The sequence below is a fragment of the Mogibacterium timidum ATCC 33093 genome (assembly GCF_000525775.1).
Classification (GTDB): domain Bacteria; phylum Bacillota; class Clostridia; order Peptostreptococcales; family Anaerovoracaceae; genus Mogibacterium; species Mogibacterium timidum.
Genome location: NZ_JALU01000016.1, coordinates 189,970 through 212,475 on the forward strand (window position 1 = coordinate 189,970; position 22,506 = coordinate 212,475).

The 22,506-nt window shown below is 47.5% G+C and carries 19 protein-coding genes; 16 read left to right on the forward strand and 3 right to left on the reverse strand.

Features of this window, described 5'->3' with window-relative positions:
* Positions 1-45: 45 nt before the first annotated feature.
* The 4 genes from HMPREF0581_RS08970 to hypB are packed head-to-tail and all read left to right on the forward strand — an operon-like array spanning position 46 to position 3,626.
* Positions 46-180, forward strand: coding sequence for a hypothetical protein (locus HMPREF0581_RS08970; RefSeq protein ID WP_276324510.1), 135 nt, complete (start codon positions 46-48; stop codon positions 178-180).
* Positions 181-185: 5 nt separating this feature from the next.
* A complete protein-coding gene (locus HMPREF0581_RS04545) occupies positions 186-2,597 on the forward strand; it encodes an FAD-dependent oxidoreductase (protein ID WP_084645345.1) in 2,412 nt (803 codons plus the stop codon).
* An 8-nt stretch (positions 2,598-2,605) separates the two neighbouring features.
* Positions 2,606-2,956 carry a hydrogenase maturation nickel metallochaperone HypA gene (locus HMPREF0581_RS04550; RefSeq protein WP_036380699.1) on the forward strand — a complete coding sequence of 117 codons (351 nt, stop codon included), beginning with the start codon at positions 2,606-2,608 and terminating at the stop codon, positions 2,954-2,956.
* A gap of 1 nt (position 2,957) precedes the next feature.
* Positions 2,958-3,626, forward strand: coding sequence for a hydrogenase nickel incorporation protein HypB (gene hypB / locus HMPREF0581_RS04555; RefSeq protein ID WP_036380701.1), 669 nt, complete (start codon positions 2,958-2,960; stop codon positions 3,624-3,626).
* 124 nt (positions 3,627-3,750) lie between these two features.
* Here the strand turns inward: hypB and HMPREF0581_RS04560 are convergent, their stop codons facing one another.
* The 3 genes from HMPREF0581_RS04560 to HMPREF0581_RS04570 all read right to left on the reverse strand — a co-directional run bounded on the left by HMPREF0581_RS04560 (position 3,751) and on the right by HMPREF0581_RS04570 (position 5,438).
* Positions 3,751-4,269: a hypothetical protein gene (locus HMPREF0581_RS04560; protein ID WP_036380703.1), complete on the reverse strand. Its 519-nt coding sequence runs from the start codon at positions 4,267-4,269 to the stop codon at positions 3,751-3,753.
* A gap of 1 nt (position 4,270) precedes the next feature.
* Positions 4,271-4,759 carry a hypothetical protein gene (locus tag HMPREF0581_RS04565; RefSeq protein WP_009644373.1) on the reverse strand — a complete coding sequence of 163 codons (489 nt, stop codon included), beginning with the start codon at positions 4,757-4,759 and terminating at the stop codon, positions 4,271-4,273.
* A gap of 76 nt (positions 4,760-4,835) precedes the next feature.
* Entirely contained in the window at positions 4,836-5,438 is a 603-nt protein-coding gene (locus HMPREF0581_RS04570) for a hypothetical protein (protein WP_036380705.1), read from the reverse strand.
* Positions 5,439-5,594: 156 nt separating this feature from the next.
* Between HMPREF0581_RS04570 and fba the strand changes: the two genes are divergently transcribed.
* The 12 genes from fba to nrdD all read left to right on the forward strand — a co-directional run bounded on the left by fba (position 5,595) and on the right by nrdD (position 22,490).
* Entirely contained in the window at positions 5,595-6,536 is a 942-nt protein-coding gene (fba, locus tag HMPREF0581_RS04575; protein WP_036380707.1) for a class II fructose-1,6-bisphosphate aldolase, read from the forward strand.
* 131 nt (positions 6,537-6,667) lie between these two features.
* Complete coding sequence (larC, locus tag HMPREF0581_RS04580) at positions 6,668-8,044, forward strand: nickel pincer cofactor biosynthesis protein LarC (RefSeq protein WP_036380708.1); 1,377 nt, start codon at positions 6,668-6,670, stop codon at positions 8,042-8,044.
* The gene (locus HMPREF0581_RS04585) at positions 8,044-8,748 is read left to right on the forward strand and encodes an HAD family hydrolase (RefSeq protein WP_051426934.1); all 705 of its coding nucleotides are present in this window, start codon (positions 8,044-8,046) and stop codon (positions 8,746-8,748) included. Before larC ends, HMPREF0581_RS04585 begins: the two co-directional genes overlap by 1 nt.
* A 109-nt stretch (positions 8,749-8,857) precedes the next feature.
* Positions 8,858-9,340 carry a zinc-ribbon domain-containing protein gene (locus HMPREF0581_RS04590; RefSeq protein WP_169731145.1) on the forward strand — a complete coding sequence of 161 codons (483 nt, stop codon included), beginning with the start codon at positions 8,858-8,860 and terminating at the stop codon, positions 9,338-9,340.
* 50 nt (positions 9,341-9,390) lie between these two features.
* The gene (locus HMPREF0581_RS04595) at positions 9,391-10,398 is read left to right on the forward strand and encodes a serine O-acetyltransferase (RefSeq protein ID WP_178978436.1); all 1,008 of its coding nucleotides are present in this window, start codon (positions 9,391-9,393) and stop codon (positions 10,396-10,398) included.
* A 15-nt stretch (positions 10,399-10,413) separates the two neighbouring features.
* A complete protein-coding gene (locus HMPREF0581_RS04600) occupies positions 10,414-13,059 on the forward strand; it encodes a translation factor GTPase family protein (protein WP_036380714.1) in 2,646 nt (881 codons plus the stop codon).
* Positions 13,060-13,081: 22 nt separating this feature from the next.
* Positions 13,082-13,906, forward strand: a complete 825-nt coding sequence (locus HMPREF0581_RS04605) for a deoxyribonuclease IV (RefSeq protein ID WP_036380716.1) — start codon at positions 13,082-13,084, stop codon at positions 13,904-13,906.
* Positions 13,903-14,889, forward strand: a complete 987-nt coding sequence (gene prmA / locus HMPREF0581_RS04610; RefSeq protein ID WP_051426935.1) for a 50S ribosomal protein L11 methyltransferase — start codon at positions 13,903-13,905, stop codon at positions 14,887-14,889. The genes HMPREF0581_RS04605 and prmA overlap by 4 nt, the downstream gene beginning before the upstream one ends.
* Positions 14,890-14,907: 18 nt before the next feature.
* Entirely contained in the window at positions 14,908-17,172 is a 2,265-nt protein-coding gene (gene metA / locus HMPREF0581_RS04615; protein ID WP_036380718.1) for a homoserine O-acetyltransferase MetA, read from the forward strand.
* A 250-nt stretch (positions 17,173-17,422) separates the two neighbouring features.
* Entirely contained in the window at positions 17,423-19,015 is a 1,593-nt protein-coding gene (locus tag HMPREF0581_RS04620; protein ID WP_036380720.1) for a DUF438 domain-containing protein, read from the forward strand.
* 98 nt (positions 19,016-19,113) lie between these two features.
* A complete protein-coding gene (locus HMPREF0581_RS04625) occupies positions 19,114-19,755 on the forward strand; it encodes a C40 family peptidase (protein ID WP_051426936.1) in 642 nt (213 codons plus the stop codon).
* 563 nt (positions 19,756-20,318) lie between these two features.
* On the forward strand, positions 20,319-22,490 hold the full coding sequence (nrdD, locus tag HMPREF0581_RS04630) for an anaerobic ribonucleoside-triphosphate reductase (protein WP_036380722.1): 2,172 nt from the start codon (positions 20,319-20,321) through the stop codon (positions 22,488-22,490).
* Positions 22,491-22,506: the final 16 nt, after the last annotated feature.

The following is a 22,506-nucleotide window of genomic DNA, read 5'->3' on the forward strand; positions in this document are numbered from 1 at the left end:
GGTAGAATATTCGATCATATAATTACAGGATGACAGGAGAACAGTATGATAGATTATGACAAGATTGCCGGCAACATGAGACCGGACTGTGTAAAGGATGACGGACCGCTTCGCGAGCCTATAGCTAAGCTCGCGAAGATCTTGATGGAACAAATCCGGAGCACAAGAAGAGGTATCTAGTGCCTATGTTTGTGCCGGGAATTGGCGAATTTGCAGCAATGCATGAAACCAATATGGCAGAGCATCCGGAGCTCGGCAGGCTGTTCGAAAGGATGACATTCCTGCCGCTTGAAAATGTTACCAAGATTGTACCTCCGGGCGGAGCGGGTATAGGGATGCACGTAATCCCCGTAGAGCAGGCAATATCTGTGGAGGAGAAATCTGTATCGGTAGAGCACATTTCGCACTGGCTGAAAAAATACGAAGGGAAGTATGCAGCGAGTCCTTGTTCATGTCGTAAGTCTAATCGCACTTACGATGAAGGCTGTGCTGATGATTTTAATGATTGGTGTATAGCTGTCGGAGATATGGCTGATTACGTAGTAGAGACCAAGAAGGGCGGACGCTACATAACTAAGGAAGAAGCACTTGCTATATTTAAGAAGGCGGAAGACAACGGGTTCGTACACCAGATTACAAATATAGACGGTGATCAGAAGATTTTCGCTATATGTAACTGTAACGTAAATGTATGTTATGCACTCCGTACATCTTTGCTCTTCAATACCCCTAATATGTCACGTTCTGCATACGTTGCAAGAGTGGAGAAAGATAAGTGTGTTGCATGCGGACGCTGCGTTGAGCATTGCCCCGCAGGAGCTGTTAAGCTCGGACAGAAGCTATGTAAGGCGGATGGTACCGACGTGCAGTATCCCAAGTCGTCTTTGCCATCTCTGGAAAAATGGGGCAGAGAAAAATGGGATCTTGATTATAAGGACAATAATCGAATTAATTGTTATGATACAGGAACGTCACCATGTAAGACCGCATGTCCTGCACACATAGCTGTTCAGGGTTATTTGAAGCTGGCGGCTCAAGGAAAGTATACTGAAGCTCTTGAGTTGATTAAGAGGGACAATCCTTTCCCTGCAGTTTGCGGCAGAATTTGCAACAGGAGATGTGAAGACGCATGTACCAGAGGTACTGTTGATCAAGCTGTAGCGATTGATGAGGTAAAGCGCTTCATAGCTCAGCAGGATTTGGACAGCGAGACGAGATTCGTCCCAAGCAAGGTCATCCCAAAGGTTCGAGGAGAATTTGAAGAAAAAATTGCAATTATAGGTGGCGGTCCGGCCGGACTCAGCTGTGCGTACTATCTGGCAGTCAAAGGATATAAGCCGACGGTGTTCGAGAAAGAACACAGAACCGGCGGTATGCTCATGAACGGAATTCCAAGCTTCAGGCTGGAGAAGGACGTAATAGAAGCAGAGATCAATGTACTGCATGAGCTCGGTGTCGAATTCAGATGCGGGATAGAAGTGGGCAAGGATGTAACTGTTTCTGAACTCAGAGAGCAGGGGTACAAGGGCTTCTATGTTGCAATAGGATTACAGTCTGGAGGAAGTCTTGAGATTCCGGGTTCAGACGCAAATAGTGTCATGGCGGGTATCGACTTTATGCGCAAGGTTAATGTAGGAGAGGACGTTAAACTCAGTGGCAAGGTGGTCGTAATCGGAGGTGGCAATATTGCATGTGATGTTGCCAGAACAGCTGTTAGATTGGGCGCTGAATCGGTAGACATGTATTCGCTGGAAGCATATGAAGATATGCCTTGTGGTGTAGAGGACAGAGGCGAATGTGAACGCGATGGAGTGAATATCCACGGCGGATGGGGGCCTGTCTCTGTGTCGAAACATGATGGTGCATGTGCAGGAATATCCTTTAGAAAATGCCTAAGTGTTAGAGATGACGATGGAAGATTTGCCCCAATATTCGACGACGAAGTAACTGCAGATGTGGAATGTACTACAGTACTGTACTGCATAGGCCAGAAGGTTGACTGGAAGCAGCTGCTGGAAGGAACAAAGGTCGAGTTTAACGTGAATGGAACGGCTAAGGCGGATCCTGTAACTTATCAGACGGCGGAACCGGATATATTTGTCGGGGGCGATGTTTACACAGGCCAGAAATTTGCCATCGATGCAATTGCTGCGGGCAAGGAAGGTGCCGTATCGCTTCACAGATTTGTCCAACCACACTCCAGTTTAACCCTCGGACGCAATCGCAGAGAGTTTATAGAGTTCGATAAGAAGAATATGAAGGTGAATGAGGAGACCTTTGACAATACGCCAAGGCAGAGAATAGGATATAACCAAGCATTGTCAAAGACGTTCAAGGATGAAAGGATTGCATTTACAAGAGAGCAGGTACAGAGGGAGACAGCTCGCTGTCTATCGTGCGGAGCCTCGTTTGTGGATGAGAACAAGTGTATCGGATGCGGCGTATGCACTACAAAATGTGCATTTGATGCTATCGCTATTCACCGCGAACATCCGGAGTGCTCCAAGATGACTCCAAGCGAAGAAAAGATGAAACACATCTTACCATATGCAGCTAAACAGGCTATACGTGTGAAATTTTCAGGCAAGAAAGGTTAGACTACAGCATGCATGAATTAGGAGTAGTATTCCATATGATCGATGAGCTCAAAGCGGTGGCTGCTGATAACGATGTACAGGACATATCTAAGGTTGTGGTCGAGCTTGGTGAAGTATCAACCGTTATTCCCTCATATCTGCAAGATTGCTGGAAATGGGCGGCTGTCAAGCATGATTTTCTTAAAAACTGCGAGCTTTGCATCGAGACTATCCCGGCTGTAACTTACTGTGAAGCTTGTGGCAAGGAGTATGGGACGGTCGAATTCGGCAGAGCTTGCCCGTGCTGCGGTAGTGGTCGTACGTATTTGATACGTGGCAATGAGTTCTTGATTAAGGAGATAGAAGTACCGGAGGTGTGAGATGGACAAGGTTAGAGTAATTGAGGTAAAGGAAAGCGTTTTTGCGAACAACGACAGAGAGGCTGACAGGATCAGAAATAAGCTCAAGGATCAGAAAACCTGCTTGATCAACCTCATGTCATCGCCCGGAGCAGGCAAGACGACGACTCTGCGCAGGCTAATCAAGGACATGAGTGGTGAGCTCAGCATAGGTGTCATGGAGGCGGATATCGATTCGACTGTTGACGCTGAGGCAATTGCCGAGGCCGGAGCAAGGTCTATTCAGATTCACACAGGCGGTATGTGCCATCTCGATGCGGGAATGACAGAACAGGGATTGGATGAGATTGAATCGGAGCAGTTTGATCTGTTGGTGCTCGAGAATGTCGGTAACCTGGTGTGTCCTGCTGAATTTGATACTGGTGCAGTATTCAACATGTCCATTCTTTCAGTACCCGAAGGGCACGATAAGCCGCTCAAATATCCTCTCATGTATGAAGTATGCAAGGCTCTCGTAATAAACAAGGTGGATGTGCTTCCCTACTTTGACTTCGATATGGAAAAAGTCAAGGAATATGCCTTGATGAGAAATCCGGACATCAAGATTTTTACGGTATCAGCTGCGACCGGAGAAGGCTTCGCTGAGCTCGAGGAGTGGCTAAAGGGAGAAGTTGAGGTGTGGAATCGCTAGTTGAATCACAGCGCCGAAACGGGATTTGGAATAAAAAGAGCAGCAACTTAAAGCTTGAAACAGTTTCTATAAGTCTTGAGTCGCTGCTTATTTGTTATAAATATACACGGGTTAAAGCACACGATTACGGTTGTTCATTCAAATGATCCTTCACAATGTCTATATACTTGTCGAGTCTGGGCAGGAACATCTTGTGTAGATTCTTTTCGAGCTTTCCGCCGGAAGGAACGAACACAGCAAACACCAGTACTGCGAGCAGTATCGCAAATACGTAGGAAATCACTGATATTGCAAATATCGGTGTCATAAGCTGCACGATTATTCCGATCACTAATAGGATAGCACTCTCTGCGAGCAGCATAATCGGGATAGGCGATTTCAAGCCTCGCGTCTCAAATTTGTAGTTTAGCTCTGTAGTTTCACTTGAGGTGGATGCGAGATCCAGCTCAAGCGTCTTAAAATTGATCAACAGATTGGAAAGATTCTTTCCTTCCGGCGTCTTCGTGAACTGTTTAATCCTGTATCGGTCAAACGAATAACTCTCGGGTGTCTCAATTCCCTTGTAGCCGAGAAGCCCTTTAAGAGCTACCTGAACGACTTCCACAGGAGCTTTGATGTTTACCGCTCCATGTATTTCTTCCATATTAATGATCTCCTTTACGAGTATTGTCAGCAGCAGATGTGCGGAGAAGCCACACAAACATTCCTATCTCTGCCAGGCAAATTATAATACCGACGATGGACGCTGTGACTTGCAGCAGGGTTACACTTGCAAAAATCAGTCCGGCAATTACATCGAGGATCATCGGAAACAGATATAGCCCCCAGCGCTTTTTGATGTCGGAGTCTTCATCCATATCTGAGATATAGTGCGTGCAGCCGGCAAGAAGTGATATCGATGCTATAAACAATATAAGGTAGAGAATTCCAAATATAACCAGTTTAAATAGCACGGAGATATCCGAGTAGTAGAAATAAGCGTCGTTGAGTGATAAATCGTCGCTTATAGTAAGTGCAAATACGATATACAGGATTGTACGCGTGATGGCGAAACCTATATAAGTGTAGACATAACGCCGTATTGATCTTGTCTGTTCATGTTTGGAATAGTATTTTGTTTCAATGTTATTCATGGGTGTCGTGTCTTAATCTGTGAAATAAGGCAGCTTGCGCTGCCCCATACATTTGTATTTGTGTGTTTGATGTTATTTACGCTTCGGTGCCGGGAGTTTCGTTCTGAACGGATGCATCAGGAGCTTCCGTCTTAACCTCGTAATCAACATCTACAACAGTTTCAGCGTTAGCGGTTGCAGTACTTTCAGTTGCAGCAGACGCTTCTGCGGTCTCAGCAGTTTCTGCAGTCTTTGCTGCGGCAGCCTTCTTGAGGTCTGCAACTGCGCCGAAATCAAGGTTGCTCTCAACGCTGCTCTCGAACTCGCTCTCGCCCTGAAGCTTTCTGAGCTGACTGATTGATACACCGCAGAGAATCCATGTAATGATGCCGAGCACAAGTCCGAGGAATGCAAGCACTAATGTAACAATGGCAGATATAATTAAAAGGACAAAGCCTGTCGACTTTTTGCTACTTTTGATGAGCAGGATAATCGCACCTATCATAACAGCGATTGATACGACTATAAGCGCGATGAAAGTGAATCTCTGCGTGTTATAGGCCGCCATGTAGTTGCCTGAATACGATCCTGTAACAAGTGTTCTATTAGTAATTCTAATTACAGCAAAGGCGATAATCGTAGCAATGATTAGTATAGTATCGAGAAGGATACCTTTTTTAGCAATACTCTGTTCTGTCATACCGAATCCTTTCTTGAATAAAAAAATTTTCAAATCATTCTATCATACTTTAGTTTGCTGTACTAGTTTTTAATACTAAATTCGTATGTTATAATATTAAGCAACTATATTGTCTACGGATGTTAGGTATGAGATCCGGAGAAAGGAAGGTTAGCAATGGCTCTAGTAACTACTACAGAAATGTTTAAGAAGGCATATGATGGAGGCTATGCTATCGGAGCTTTCAATGTCAATAATATGGAAATCGTTCAGGGAATCACTGAGGCTTGCAGGGAGGAAAATGCTCCTGTAATCCTGCAGGTATCAAAGGGGGCGCGCGCTTATGCCAGCCACACCTACCTGATGAAGCTGGTTGAGGCAGCAGTTCTGGATTGCCCGGATATCCCGATTTCTCTGCACCTCGATCACGGTCCTGATTTTGAGACTTGTAAGTCTTGCATAGACGGCGGTTTTACTTCGGTTATGATTGATGCTTCTTCGAAGCATTTTGAGGAGAACATAGAGATTACCAAGCAGGTTGTAGATTATGCTCACAAGTATGGCGTTGTAGTTGAAGCAGAGCTCGGCACTCTGGCTGGCATAGAGGATGACGTAAATGTTTCGTCTGAGGACTCGTCGTATACGCGTCCTGAAGAGGTTGAGGAATTTGTACGCAGAACCGGCTGTGATTCGCTTGCAATTGCAATCGGAACCAGTCACGGCGCTTTCAAATTCAAACCGGGTACTAAGCCACAGCTTCGCTTTGATGTTCTTCACGAATGCGAGAAGAAGCTGCCGGGATTCCCGATAGTGCTTCATGGGGCATCCTCTGTTCCACAGGAATTCGTCCGGATGATTAACACATATGGTGGCGCTATGAAGGATGCGCTTGGCGTTCCGGAGGATCAACTCAGAGAGGCTGCACGCTCCGCAGTGTGCAAAATCAACATCGATTCGGATCTCAGGTTGGCGATGACGGGTTCCGTTAGAAAGCATCTGGTGGAGTTCCCGTCGGAGTTCGACCCCAGACAGTATTTAAAGCCGGCTAGGGCTAATATCAAGGAACTGGTTAGACATAAGCTCGTAGATGTTCTCGGCTGTGCAGGAAAGGCACTGTAATTTGAGCAAAACTTTAATGTGGTGAGATTTAGAGCATTGCGCCCGGCGCAATGCTCTATTATTATAGAGGTAGACATTTTTGTTGCATTAAATTAAATATATAATATTCAATATAACATCAAGAGGTATACATGAAGACACTTTATTTTGATTGCGCGAATGGCATCAGCGGCAATATGACTATCGGAGCACTTCTAGAAGTGTGTGATGGAGAACAGTACCTGAGAACAGAGCTCGATAAGCTTGGAGTCCGAGGATATGATCTCAAGGTTGTTAAGCGTGATTCATATGGGATAAACGGCACTTATGTGGAGGTGCTCAAGACAGGCACCAACACTCCTGTCGATGCACTACCGGATGAGATGATGGGAATGAGACCGCATGATCGCAGTCAGGTGCATCATGACCATGATCATGAGCATCCTCACATTCATGAACACGAAGAACATCATGAACATCACCGCCATTCGCATGATCACGAACATCACCATGACCACATTCATGATCACGGACATCACCACGAACACGAGCACAGGACGTATGGTGATATAAGGCTGATAATCGAACAGAGCGGTATCACGGATGGAGCTAAGCAGCTTGCAAATTCCATGTTCCACAAGGTTGCTGCTGCGGAGGCAACGGTGCATGGCAGGCCTATAGATGAAGTGCATTTCCACGAGGTCGGCGCTCTCGATTCCATTGTGGATATCATAAGCGTCGCTATTCTGATGGACTACATTCAGCCTAACCATGTGATTTCCAGTGTCGTTTCAGATGGTCACGGTACTATCAGATGTGCACACGGTGTGCTGAGCGTTCCTGTGCCGGCAACATCTGCAATCTACAAAAGTGAGCAGGTTAGGTTTAAGCAGATTGATATTCCTACCGAGCTTGTTACTCCGACTGGTGCGGCAATTATCTCCACCTTTGCGGAGCAATACGGGCTGATGCCGGAGATGAATATTTCAGAAATCGGAGTCGGTGTCGGCAGCCGTGAAATAGGTGGTCCTAACACGCTCAGAGTCATCCTCGGCGAGGTGATGGAAGCCGGCGGCGCAGCACATAACAACGACATAATGGTCATAAATTCCAACATCGATGATTCGACCGGTGAAGAGCTCGGGTATGTGATGGAGAAACTCATGAGAGCAGGGGCTCTCGACGTGTCGTATGCGCCCATTTTTATGAAGAAGAACAGACCGGCGTACAGGCTGGAGGTCATATGCAGGACCGGGGACAGGTCCGGGCTCTCTGAAATAATATTCGAGGAGACTACAACCATAGGCATCAGATACTATCCGGTGCAGCGTGAAGAGCTCGTGAGATCAAAGGTTGCTGTTAATACAGAACTTGGTCCAATTGAGGCCAAGAAGGTGTGCACAGCAGGTGGCTGCGAGTACACATATCCGGAGTATGAGAGCATGAGAGAGAAGGCTGCAGAGCTCGGCGTCTCGATGAAGTCGGTGCGTGCAGCGTTTGAGAAGGGCTTAGGGAAGTTAGGGAAATAATGTATAAGGCTGCAATTTTTGACATGGACGGAACCATTTTGGATACTATCGCTGACTTAAAGGACAGCATTAATCACGCACTTGAGGTCAACGGTCATCGGTGTGATTATACTGCTGCCGACACCTGTAGATTTTTTGGAAGCGGTGTCAGGGTAGCTGTGGCCAGGGCTCTCGCAGCTGAAGCAGGACTTACAGCTGCAGAGATTGACGCTATAGGGGCGGAAGCAACATATCAAGGTGACGAGTCAGAGCTGGCAAATGTCATTGCTTCCTTTGAAGCGTGGTATCCGGCGCACTGTGATATCCTGACGAAGCCGTTTGAGGGTATATCGACCGCGGTCAGGCGGCTTCAGATTGCCGGAATTAGCACTGCTGTCGTATCTAACAAGATGCATGAGGCGGCAGTGATATTAGCTGAGAGATATTTCCCGGGAGAGTTCGAATTCGTGCAGGGAGTGGATGACAGAATCAGGCGCAAACCAAATCCGGATGCGACGCTCAGGATACTTGAACTGATGGGGCTCTCACGGGATGATGCGGTCTATATCGGTGACACAGAAGTGGATATAGAGACAGCACAAAATGCCGGAATACCTTGTATAAGCGTAGACTGGGGCTTTAGAAACAGGGATTTTCTGGAACAGGCAGGCGCAGAACATATTTGCTCTGATATGGATGAGCTGGTAGCTGCGATATTAGGATAGCGTTGCAGCTCGGAGCAGCAGGCTGCCGCTTCATGAGGCGTGAGTCTGCTGCTGAATCATTAAAAGCAGGAAGAGCTATAGGCATATAATGGAGGAAATCGTGGGAGCTATGAAGGTACAATGTAGTGGAGAGTGCATCCTCGTCATCAAAAGGAAGATTCAGAAGGTGAGCGCCTTTAGCTTCGTCGGCGATTATATGGTTGCATTTGATGTGCAAGGCGTGCCGATCGATGGGGCTAGGATTAATTCCAATCAGCAGCTATATACCGTGCTGTATTATGAGAAGCTTCATATGATAGCCCTTGTTGTCAAGAGACCGTCACCATGTGCTATAGTACTGGTGTTTCGCAGCGGTGCGGATTACGACGATGTAATTTCACTATTGCAGCAGACGGCTGAAAGCGTGCGATTTAGCAGACAGAATTTCAAGATATCAAGCTATGCCGACAGGATAGCGGAGAAGCTCATGGACGGAGTGGAACTGGCAATCATGGATGTGGTCGATAAGTCCGAGGTTGAAGCCTGTCCGGTGTGTGGAATGGAGGTTCAGCCGGGTGCCATGTACTGTATGGATTGCGGCGCGGAGCTGTAGCGAATATTTGAGAATGTATTGATGCAAAGTCATCTAGAGAGGAGTACGAAGTGGACAGAGATTTGATGATGCAAGAGCCTTGCCAGAGCGTCGACAAGAGAAGCTTTGAGGACATTAATAAGGATATGAGCGAATTGGCTGAGCAGCTTCTAGAGGACTATAAGCTGAATCGCGATATCGATACGATCAGGATGTCTGAAATTCCGGATCAGAGAGCAATTAAAGAAATCATCCGTGAGCTGATGATGGTCTTGCTTCCCGGGTATTATCGTGAGCAATCGTATCGTACATATAGTGTTGAGAAGAAAATCTCGGTGATTCTCGAGGATGTGATGTACATGATGAGCAAGCAGATTGAGAAGGCGCTGATATACAATCCGGAGTTCGAGGATGCTTGTATTGCTGTTAGGCAGGATGAAGCCAAGCAGATTGTGATGAGCTTTTTTAGGCAGATTCCTAAGGTTAGAGCGTATCTAAATACAGATATAATCGCCACGTTTGAGGGTGATCCGGCCGCAAATAGCAAGGACGAGATAGTGCTCGCTTATCCCGGGCTGTACGCAACGGCAATTTACAGGCTGGCTCATGAGCTACACGAGCTGGACGTACCGCTGATTCCTAGAATTATGACGGAGTATGCTCACAGAAAAACCGGCGTAGATATCCATCCCGGTGCGACTATCGGAAAGTATTTCTGTATGGATCACGCGACGGGGGTTGTAATCGGGTCCACTTCGATAATCGGAGAGCACGTCAAGGTATATCAGGGCGTTACAATCGGTGCGCTATCCACTAAGGAAGGCCAGAAGCTGCACGGTACCAAGAGGCATCCAACTATCGAGGATCACGTAACGCTGTATTCAGGAGCTTCGGTTCTCGGCGGCAAGACGGTAATCGGAGAAGGGGCGGTTATAGGCGGAAATGCTTTTGTAACAAGATCTGTGGATCCGCACACGACTGTAACAATTAAGACGCTTGAAATGATGTATGACAAGCAGACACACATGGCCGGCGAGGAGAAGGAACGCAAGCAGGATGAGTGGTTCTACATCATCTAGAACAAGGGAGGGAGCATGAGCAAGCAGCTGACAATTGGAATATTGGCTCACGTGGATGCGGGCAAGACAACGCTCAGCGAGGCTATGCTTTATTCCGCCGGTGCAATAAGGAAGCTGGGACGAGTCGACAAGGGCGACTCGTTCTTAGATAATTACGAAATAGAGAAGAACAGGGGCATTACCGTTTTTTCCAAGCAGGCAGAACTAAATTGGAAGGACGTGAATATCACCATACTTGACACTCCGGGACACGACGATTTTTCGGCTGAGATGGAGCGAGCTCTGGATGTCATTGATTATGCGTTACTTGTGGTAAGCGGTGTAGACGGACCGCAGAGTCACACGGAGACAGTGTGGAGACTGCTTCGCGCGCGAGAGATTCCGACCTTTGTGTTCATCAACAAGATGGATCTCGCAATCGCGGATAGAGGTGAGCAGATAAAACGCCTGTTTGATACCCTCGGCGAAGGCTTTGTTGATTTCAGTCCATCTCCCGAAGATGAGGGCTTCATAGATGAGGTAACTCTGTATGCGCCGGAGCTTGCGGATTATTACCTTGAGAATATGGAACTGTCAGAGCAAAGCATCAAGGACGCAATCAGAGCATGCAGTATATACCCATGCTTGTTCGGTTCGGCTCTGCATCAGGACGGGGTAGATAGACTGCTCGATTCAATAGCTGGATATGCATACGGATATTCGGAACTCCACACGGATTCCTCGGAGGATGCAGCTGAACCGGGGGCATTTGTATATAAGATAGCGAGGGATCAGCGGGATGAGAGACTATCCTTTGTGAAGGTGATTACCGGAACGCTTCATGTCAAGGACAGTGTGTCAGTCATAACTGATAGCGGAGAACCGATAACTGAAAAGATCAATCAGATAAGGATTTATTCAGGGCAGAAATACTTACCGGTGCAATCTGCTTCGGCAGGACAAATCTGTGCTGTAACAGGTATCAGCTCATCGAAGGCAGGCACGGGCATCGGCTCGCTGGCAGCTCAAGATATGAGCGATGGCGTGATTGAACCGTTTCTCACTTACAGGATAATCCCGGCAGATGATATAGATCAAAACAGGTTTGTTGCGGATATGCTTCAGCTTGAAGAGGAGGATCCTAAGCTGCACATAGATAGTGCTAATTCTGTTAGAGGCGTCAACATTCGTCTGATGGGAGATGTGCAGCAGGAGATATTGCAGGCTCAGATAATGAGCAGGTTCGGATATGAAGTCCGCTTTGAGTCGGGCGGTATCATCTACAAGGAGACGATCTGCAGTGCAGTTGAGGGGGTCGGACATTTTGAGCCACTCAGGCATTACGCTGAGGTTCATTTGATTATGCGCCCCGGTGAACGTGGCAGCGGAATCGTTACTGATAGTATGGTGTCGGAGGATGAGCTTAGCAGAAGCTGGCAGAACCTCATCCTGTCACATCTGGATGAGAGAAGCTTTAGAGGTGCACTGATCGGTGCACCTGTTACAGATATACATATAACTCTTGCTGCAGGTCGTGCCCATGTCAAACATACCGAGGGTGGTGACTTCAGACAGGCGACGTACAGGGCTGTGAGAAATGGATTGCTGCTGGCGGAAAGCCGAATACTTGAGCCATGGTTTGAATTTGAGATTAAGCTGCCCGGTGCAAATATAGGCATGGCTATGACAGATATCAAGAACGGTGCGGGTTCATTCGGTGAACCGCAGGTAGATGGTGAACTGTCAATTCTAAAGGGCAGAGCTCCGGCAGTCGTGCTTCTGGATTATCAGCGCAAGCTGACATCGTATACCGGCGGAAGGGGGCACATCAGCTGCGTTCTCGCAGGCTATGATACCTGTCACAATCAGGATGAAATCATCAAACAGATTGCCTACGATCCGGATCATGATGAGCTTGAGACAGGTGACTCGGTATTCTGCTGCCACGGCGCAGGTCGTATCATCAGATGGGACCAAGTGAAGGAGCATATGCATATTCCAGCAATGCTCAGGGATATTGATGCGGAGAACTGTTCGGGGCAAAGCTCCGATGTGAGAGCCGGGACCATGTCGGCCGGACGTAAGCTGGCGAGCGAAGCGGAGCTGCTCGCGATTTTTGAAAGAACTTACGGAAGTATCGACAAGGACAAGGGCAAGAAGCGCAAGGCGAAGCCCTCTGAATCCGAATACCGGGCGATGGAGGAGCGCAAGCAATCGCTTCACAGACTCGATAGAGTTGCTTCGCCGGATACGCATTTTGTGGTCGACGGGTACAACCTGATCAATGCCGAGCCACACATGAAGGAGCTTGCACACACGGATATCGGTGCTGCACGCGAGCATCTTGTAAATATCCTTGCCAATTATCGCGGCTATCTCGGCTGCAGGATGACTGTTGTATTCGACGCATATCGTGTACCTTACAGCGAGGTGCGCTCGCACACGGAAAATGGGACGGAGGTCATCTATACCAAAGAGAATGAGACTGCCGATGCGTATATAGCTGAGCTCACCAAGGAGCTTGGCAAGAGTGAAAGTGTAACGGTTGTGTCATCTGACGCACTGGTGCAGGAGATGTCACTTGGCCACGGGGCGCTCAGAATATCGTCTCGAGAGTTTATAATGGATATCGAAATCGCGATTAAGGAGATCAGAGAATTTCTAGCGGATAATAAGAGCTGATAACAGGAAAGAGGGAATAGGGATGGAGAAATATTTAGGCTGTCATCTGTCTTCATCAGATGGATTTGAGGCTATGGGTAAGGCGGCGTTATCGATCGGTGCAAATACTTTTGCTTTCTTTACCAGAAATCCTCGCGGCGGCAAGGCAAAGTCCATCGATGAGGCGGATATTCAAGCGTTAATCAAGCTGATGGAGGATAATAAATTCGGAAAGCTCGTGGCACATGCTCCATATACATTTAATCCGTGCTCGGCGAAGGAAAGCGTCAGAGAATTTGCACGCACTTGCATGGCTGATGATCTGAAGCGTATGGAATATCTGCCGGGAAATTACTATAATTTTCATCCTGAAAGTCATGTTGGACAGGGTGTAGAGGCCGGTGTTCAGCTGATTGTGGACACTCTTAACGAGGTCATGTGGGAGGATCAGCAAACGGTGATTCTTCTTGAGACTATGGCTGGTAAGGGTAGTGAAGTGGGCAGAAAATTTGAAGAATTACGTGCGATTATCGACGGAGTTGAGCTCAAGTATAAGCTTGGCGTGTGCCTGGACACCTGCCATGTCAGCGATGCCGGCTACAATGTCAAATATGATTTTGCGGGAGTGCTTGACGAGTTTGATAGAATTATAGGCATAGATAGGCTGAAGGCGTTGCATATCAATGACAGCAAGAACCCGACGGGAGCCGCGAAGGACAGACACGAGAAGATTGGCGAGGGAGAAATAGGGCTCGAGGCGATGCTGACCGTAGTGAATAATCCCAACGTGATAGGGCTCCCATGCATACTTGAAACACCGCAGGACAGCCTGGCCGGCTATGCAGCGGAGATCGAGAAATTGAGATGAAATATTACGAGATAACAATTATGGTGTCAGAGTTAGGAATCGAACCGACGCTCGCTGCGCTTATATGCGAGGGTATTGATACAGCAGAGGTAAATGATCCGCTTGACGCGGCTTTCATGAGCGACATGCTCGGCGAGACGGACTATCTTGCGCCGGAGGATTTCGATAAGGAATCCGGCAAGGAGCCGAGCATTGTAGTGTATGCACCGGCTGACAGCGAGGATGCGAGTAAAGAGGTGTTTGCTTCCGTCAAGAGGGCAGTAGCTGCTGTGTGTACCAATGCTTCCAACGGTGTGTACGGCGAAGGGGTGGACCTGGGCAGCTTGGATATCATAGCAGAGGTCCGCGATGATGACGAATGGAAAGACAGGTGGAAGGAGTTTATAAGGCCGGCCGGTATTGGCAGTGACTTTGTAGTTGCACCTCCATGGATAGATATGAACGAGTATGCTGACGAGTTCGAGCAGAGCCGTGAGGTGATTAGCATCAACCCCGGGATGGCGTTTGGAACCGGTCTGCATGAGACGACCTCACTTTCAGCTGACCTGCTTTTGGCATATACAGAGAAAGGCGCTAGGGTCATCGATGTCGGCTGCGGTACCGGCATATTGTCTATCATTGCCAGCAGACTCGGGGCTAGCGATGTGCTGGGGATAGATATAGATAACGACGCTGTAGCGGCGGCAAACGAAAACCTGGAGCTTAACGATGTTCGGAATGTGACGATTAAGCAGGGCGATTTGACGGAAGGCTTGGACTACAAGGCTGACATAGTCGTAGCCAACCTTCTTACCAATCTCGTTATTCGCCTCACTGCAGACGTCCGTAAACATCTCAATGATGGAGGAATCTACATCATGTCGGGCATTCTCATCTCACAGGAGGAGAAGGTGCTGGAGATGCTAAGGGCAAACGGATTTAAATGCTTAGAGATTGCTGAACAGGGCGAATGGTGCGGCATCGCTGCTCAGCTGAAGAAATAGGGACAGGAGGAGATTTCAATGCCGATTAAGGTACCTAATAATTTGCCGGCGATAGAGACGCTGACCAATGAAAACGTGTTCGTAATGACCGATACTAGAGCTATGACGCAGGATGTGCGTCCTCTGCACATCCTGCTCCTCAACTTGATGCCTACCAAGATCGATACTGAGACGCAGATAACCCGCATGCTCAGTAATACGCCGTTACAGCTGGAGCTGGAGCTGTTGCAGACGGCAACCCACAAGCCTCATGTCACATCGCAGGAGCATATGCTTGCTTTTTACAAGACGTTTAACGACATCAGAAACGAATACTACGACGGAATGATTATCACGGGCGCGCCTATCGAGCTGCTCGAGTTTGAAGAGGTCGATTATTGGGACGAGCTCTGCGAGATAATGGAGTGGTCCAAGACTCACGTCCACAGCACCTTCCACATCTGCTGGGGTGCGCAGGCAGGTCTTTACTACCACTACGGCATCCGGAAGCACAAGCTTCCGCAGAAGCTGTCCGGAGTGTTCAAGCATACGCTCAAAACTAAACGCAGCATGCTGTTCCGCGGTTTTGATGACGAGTTTTATGTACCTCAGTCCAGAAACACTACAGTAAAAGCAGAGGATATCGAGAACACGCCCGGTATCTCAATCCTTTCCACCTCCGAAGCTGCGGGAGTGTTCTGCGTGAAGTCCGACAACGATAGGCAGATTTTCGTTACCGGCCACACAGAGTATGATTGGAATACGCTACTCAAGGAGTACGTGAGGGACAAGGATGCCGGTCTCAACCCGGAGAAGCCCGCAAATTACTTTCCGGGCGATGACGATACCAAGACGCCGATCGTCCGCTGGAGGTCTTCCGGCAGCCTGCTGTTCTCCAACTGGCTGAACTACTTTGTATATCAATCGACGCCTTACGATATCAAGCTGATTCACAATGAGGATCTGGCTCCGGTGCTGCGCAATAGGTCGGAGCTCACGGTTGCAAAATTCGGAGGATCTTCACTGGCAACTGCAGAGCGTATCAGGAACGCAGCTGAGATAGTTCGTCAAAACAAAGCTCGCAAATACGTTGTTGTATCAGCTCCCGGGGTTCACGGCGGGGAGAAGGTCAAGGTTACGGATCTGCTGATCTCAGCGCATGAGGGGCAGTCCGGATTTGCGGACAAGGTGGAGCTGGCTAGAACAAGATTCAAGACATTGGCGTTTGAATTAGATTCCCAAATTAATATAGATGAAATCTTCGACAATATAATAGAAACGTATGAGAGCAATGGTAGAAGACGAGATTATCTGATTAGCCGAGGCGAATTTCTCTCTGCGCAGCTTATGGCAGAGCAGCTAGGCTACGAGTTCGTAGATGCGGCAGACGTGATATCGTTTGACGAGTCGGGTGAGCTTCTGACAGATGAGACGAGACAGAATTTACAGGCCCTTATCAAGTCGCATGATAGAATTGTATTACCCGGCTTCTATGGCAGCGATAAGACCGGTAAGATCGTGACATTCTCGCGGGGCGGCTCAGATATCACCGGTTCAATTGTTGCGGCGGCGGCCAAGGCTGACCTCTATGAGAACTGGACCGACGTGCCCGGGCTGCTGATGGCGGATCCAAGGATTGTTAAGCATCCGCTCAGCGTACCTGTAATAGTATACAAGGAATTGAGAGAGCTTGCGCTTCGAGGCGCTGAGGTACTGCACGAGGATGCTGTAAGGCCGGTAAGTCAATGCGGAATTCCTATAAGCATCAAGAGCTCTCTTGAACCGGACAAGCCGGGAACTCTGATTGTCAAGAATATTGATTCGTATGAAAATGTCCTCGAGATTTCCAGCATCACAGGCAAAAAGGGATATACATCGATTCTAATCGAACGAGAAAAGCTCAACGATGACCCGCGGTACAGAGAACGGATTCAGCATATATTAGAAGAATTCAGCATAGCTGTTGAGGGCGAGCAGCTCGGACTCGATTCATTTTCGATCATCGTTGAGTCCGAAAGCACTGCTAACTGCGAGGATGAGCTGACAGAGAAGCTGCACGAGGCTACTGATGCTGACGAGATAACGATTTCCACGGGAATTGCTGCAATTGCAGTTGTCGGTAGAAATATCTCCGGAGAAGTCTCTGTAGCGATGAAGATATTTGAAGCTCTGTCAAATGCACATGTCAACGTCAGGTTCATCGATCACGCCCCTGAACGTATCAGCGTGCAGGTCGGAGTTTCGGAATCCGATTATCAACGGGCAATCAGGGCTATCTACAACGCCTTTGTAGTAAAATCGTAACGATACGGCAGATGCAGCATCTTGCGTGGTAACGGTGCATTATTGCGCCAGCCGGGCGAGATGCTGTGTCTGCCATTTGTATTATTTTGTGTATTTTGTAAATCTTTCAATTCTGTAACATCTGTTACGGAGATTAGAGGCGTTTAATGTATAATGTATATACAGTAAAATATTACCGGATAGATTGTAGTTCGCAGACAGGATGTCTGTGAACGGTAGAAGATAAAAATATTTCGAGAGGAGATTAGGCATGGCTGTAAAGATTTTAGACATGAAGAAGAGTGTATACGATTTGGCGACAGAGTTCCCGGAGGTAATAGATATCATGGTGACGCTTGGATTTAGGGATATATCGAATCCGGTTGCTCTAAATACAATGGGCAGGGTGATGACCATACCAAAGGGTTCGAAAATTAAGGGCATTGATATGACGTCTGTCATCGCGATGTTTGAAGACAAAGGCTTTGAGATTATCAACGCACCGGAGTCGGAGCATGCAGAGTCAACAGAAGCTGCTGTTAAATCGCGCGCAGCAAGTCAGACAGAGGCGGCTGCAAAGCCTGCAAACGCCAGCGAGCGAGAGCTTCTTCTTCGCAGCTATGTAGAGAGGCTGACTAAGGGCGAGGATCTCGAGGCAGTGCGCACTGATTTTGTAGAGAATTTTAAGGAGGTCGATGCACTGGAGATTGCAAATGCTGAGCAACACCTCATAAAGAGTGGAGTTCCTTATCAGGAGGTGCAGAAGCTGTGCGATGTACATTCTGCACTCTTCCACGGCGCAACCAAACAGGAACAGATTGCAAATGCCGAGAAGGCAGTGTCCGCATCGCAGCAAGCAGCAAAGAGGCGCATGAACGGAGCAGCTGACCGCAAGGAGGCTGAGTTCAAGGTTCAGGATTTGATTGCGGAACCGGGACATCCCCTAAATGTACTAACGCTGGAAAACGAAGGCATTGCTGAACAGATTGCTGTGATTAACCGGCTTTTCGGAGACGGAGCATCCCGTGAAGCCATTACAGCAGAGCTTGATAAGCTGCGTGCAGTTTCTATCCATTATGCCAAGAAGGGCGACATCCTCTACACTATATTAAAGAGCAGATACGATGTAACCGGACCGTCCGATGTGATGTGGACGGTTGATGATGAGATAAGGGACGAGCTGCGACAAGTCGTAAATGGATCTCTTGCCGATGATGAATGGCTTGAACGATCCAAGGCGGTGGTTAAGAGAGCCGATGAGATGCTGTTTAAGGAGGCAAATATCTTATTCCCAATATGCGTTCAGTTCTTCAAGGCTGAAGAGTGGGAAGAGGTAGGACGCGATCTCAGGGAATACGATTATTGCCTGCTCAAGGACAAGCCTGCAGAGTGGGAAAAGGCATCTAAAGAGGACTATACACATAGAGCCGCTAAGAAAGGCAAGAGCGAGGCAGCTGCAAATGACGATGAAATAATTTTTGCAGGAGGCCACATGACGCCGCGTCAGATTGAGGCAGTGTTCAACACAATACCGATGGAGTTGACCTTCGTCGATCACGTAGATATGAACAGGTTCTATAACGACAACGGGGAGAAGAAGCTGTTCAAGAGGCCGATAAGCTCACTGGATCGTGAAGTATACACCTGCCATCCGCCTACGATTGAACCTATGGTTCGCAGTATTATATCCTCGTTCAAATCGGGGGCGCAGGATAAGGTTGAGGTGTGGATGAACAAGGGCGGAAGCGAAGTTCTCGTCAGCTACAGGGCGGTTCGCGACGCGGAAGGTGCATACGTGGGAACGCTGGAATGTGTACAGATTATGGACGACATCAAGGAGCACTATAAGGAACAGAACAAATAGAAATCTCTATACAATCTACACATGCATAGGTGAAGTTTTTGAGATAATAACCCTTAATAAGAGTTGAATATATATTGAATTAAGGGGAAGATTATCGTATGATGTCTAAGCTCAGACTAGCTTTCAAGAATATCAAGATAATAGTCGTTACCGAAGTTTTGCTTATGATAGCGATGGTAACGACGGTTGTCGTTAAGGCTGGTTCTATCAATGAGCTGTTGTCGGACAGACCGCTCGCTAGGATTTCTGTCAAGACAGTTAGCACGAGGCAGTCTGATGTAGCGACTTATGCCAGGTCTAATATCGATGCTGTTGAAGCTGAGAAGGCGGCAAAGGCGGCAGACGATAAGAGAAATGAGATAATCGCCTATGCCAGACAGTTCATAGGCAGACCGTATGTATTAGGCGGTCAGAGTTTGACTAAGGGTAGTGACTGTGCCTCGTTCATAACCCTTATATACAGGAATTTCGGTTACAATTGGCCGATGGGATCTGTTAGCACTCTTTACGATAACTGCGGCGGCAGAGAGGTCTCAGCAGATGATATGAAGCCGGGTGATATCATATTCTTTGGTAGAGGCGGCAAGAAGCTGCATGTCGCTATTTACGCCGGCGATGGTCGTATCATTCACGCTATGGACCGAGCTCATGGTGTCTGCGAGATAAACCTCTATAGACCGGGAACCAAGCTTACATACAGCGGCAGATCCATATTATCTATACGGAGAATTATTGGATAACCGCGTTACTCACATTCATTGTTGAGTTTATGGGTGTGCATTATATTGATGAAGCTGATGAGATTAAATAAGTCCTCTGCAAGGCGGTACCGTAGGTGCGCCGCGTGTGCAGAGGGCTTAATTTTTTCAGCTTACGGAACCGAATTTCCGGCCTCATATTAATACTCAAGGTATACTTCACCAAGCGATTTTCAGCAGCTATTCCTGATATACAATCCTGTATATAGCCTTGAAGTCTTCTTGAATACAGCACTTTAGCACATCCCCGTGTGATGGCCGCCAATATCTTGTGTCGGCATGTAAATATATAAAACAAAAAATATATAAAATTTTTAGCACTGTTTTCATAAGTATTAGCACAGAAGTCTTGAAACATCTGCTTTTTAAGCTTGAGATTGCGCCCAATAATATAGTGTAAAACTGATTGACTAATCCCCATTATATGGGATATAATGTCAAGGCGGCAAACAAGATATAGTGTTTCCGCCGAATGGAAATTATTAAATTTAAAAGAAATAGCTGGCATAAATCAATATGTTTGGGTATTCGGTTAAGGAGAAGCAATGAATGTTATCAAGAGAAATGGCTCGGAAGTAATCTTTGACAAGGTAAAGATAGAGAACGCTATTATTAAGGCGAATAATTCTGTTGAAGAGGCTGTTAGACTCACACCTGTGCAGATTAAGAGAATAACTGACAGTGTAATCATCTCTTGCGAGGATCTCGGACGTTCACCGGCGGTAGAAGAGATTCAGGATATGGTCGAGGAGCATATCATGCAGCATGGTGCGTATGAGGTGGCTAAGGCATATATCACATATAGATATACCAGATCTCTCGTTCGCCAATCCAACACCACAGACGACAAAATTCTGTCCCTCATTGAGCTTAACAATGAGGAGGCTAAACAGGAAAATTCCAACAAGAATCCTATCATCAACTCCACTCAGAGAGATTATATGGCGGGAGAGGTAAGCAAGGATCTGACAAAGAGAATTCTTCTTCCGGAGGAGATTTCCGCTGCTCACGATGCCGGAATAATCCACTTCCATGATTCTGATTACTTTGCTCAGAAGGAACACAACTGTGACCTCATCGATCTGGAGGATATGCTGCAGAACGGAACGGTAATCAGCGAGACTCTTATTGAGAAGCCTCACAGCTTCTATACAGCTTGCAATATCACTACACAGATTATCGCTCAGGTTGCTTCCAACCAGTATGGTGGACAGTCCTTCTCACTAGCGCATCTCGCTCCATTTGTTGACGTGAGCAGACAGAAAATTCATGCAAAGGTAGAGAAGGAGTTCAAGGATGCCGGTATTACTACAACCGGAGAAGCTCTCAGTACAGTGGTTGAGGATAGACTTAGAGACGAGATAAAGAGTGGGATCCAGACTATTCAGTACCAGCTTATCACTCTGATGACATGTAATGGGCAGGCTCCGTTTGTAACTATGTTCATGTATCTCGAGGAGGCTCCCGAAGGCAGAACACGAGACGACCTAGCTATGTGTATTGAAGAGGTCCTCAAGCAGAGGATGCAGGGAGTTAAGAACGAGAAGGGTGTATGGATTACACCGGCATTCCCTAAGCTCATCTATGTGCTTGATGAAGACAATATTAGCGAGGATGCACCTTACTGGTATTTGACAGAGGTTGCTGCAGAATGTACGGCTAAGAGACTTGTTCCTGACTACATCTCCGCTAAGGTCATGAAGGAGCTCAAGAAGGGCAGCGTCTACACCTGCATGGGCTGCAGATCGTTCCTGACAGTGGAAGAGAGCCAGAAGAATCCGGATGGCAGCTACAAGTTCTACGGTAGATTTAATCAGGGTGTTGTAACGATTAACCTTGTCGACGCAGCTTGTTCATCATATGGCAATATGGATAAGTTCTGGGAGATCCTGGATGGCAGACTGGAGCTGTGTCATCGTGCATTGAGGCTCCGTCACGAGAGACTTCTCGGAACACCTTCGGATGTTGCCCCTATCCTTTGGCAGTATGGGGCAATTGCCAGACTCAAGAAGGGTGAGACAATCGACAAACTGCTGTACAATGGATATTCGACAATTTCGCTCGGGTACGCCGGGCTCTGCGAGATGTGCTACCGCATGGTAGGCAAGAGCCACACAACTGAAGAGGGAAGAGAATTTGCACTCAAGGTTATGCAGAGGCTCAACGACAAGTGCGCTGAGTGGAAGGCTGCTGAGAACATCAGCTACTCTGTATACGGAACTCCGATGGAATCTACAACTTACAAGTTTGCAAAGGCTCTGCAGAGAAGATTTGGAGTTATTCCTCACGTTACAGACAAGAACTACATTACCAACAGCTACCATGTCCATGTTGAGGAGGAGATTGATGCGTTCAAGAAGCTCAAATTCGAATCGGATTTTCAGAAGCTGTCGCCGGGCGGAGCTATCAGCTATGTCGAGGTTCCCAATATGCAGAACAACATCCCTGCGGTGCTCGACGTCATGAAGTACATCTACGATAATATCATGTACGCTGAGCTCAACACTAAGAGCGATTACTGCGAGGAGTGCGGCTACAGCGGTGAGATTGAGATTGTTGAGGATGATGAGGGTAAGCTCGTATGGGAGTGCCCTAACTGTGGGAACCGCAACCAGGACAAGATGTCTGTGGCTAGAAGAACCTGCGGATATATCGGAACACAGTTCTGGAATCAGGGACGAACACAGGAGATCAAGGACAGAGTCCTTCACCTGTAGGATGTGCCCTGCGGTA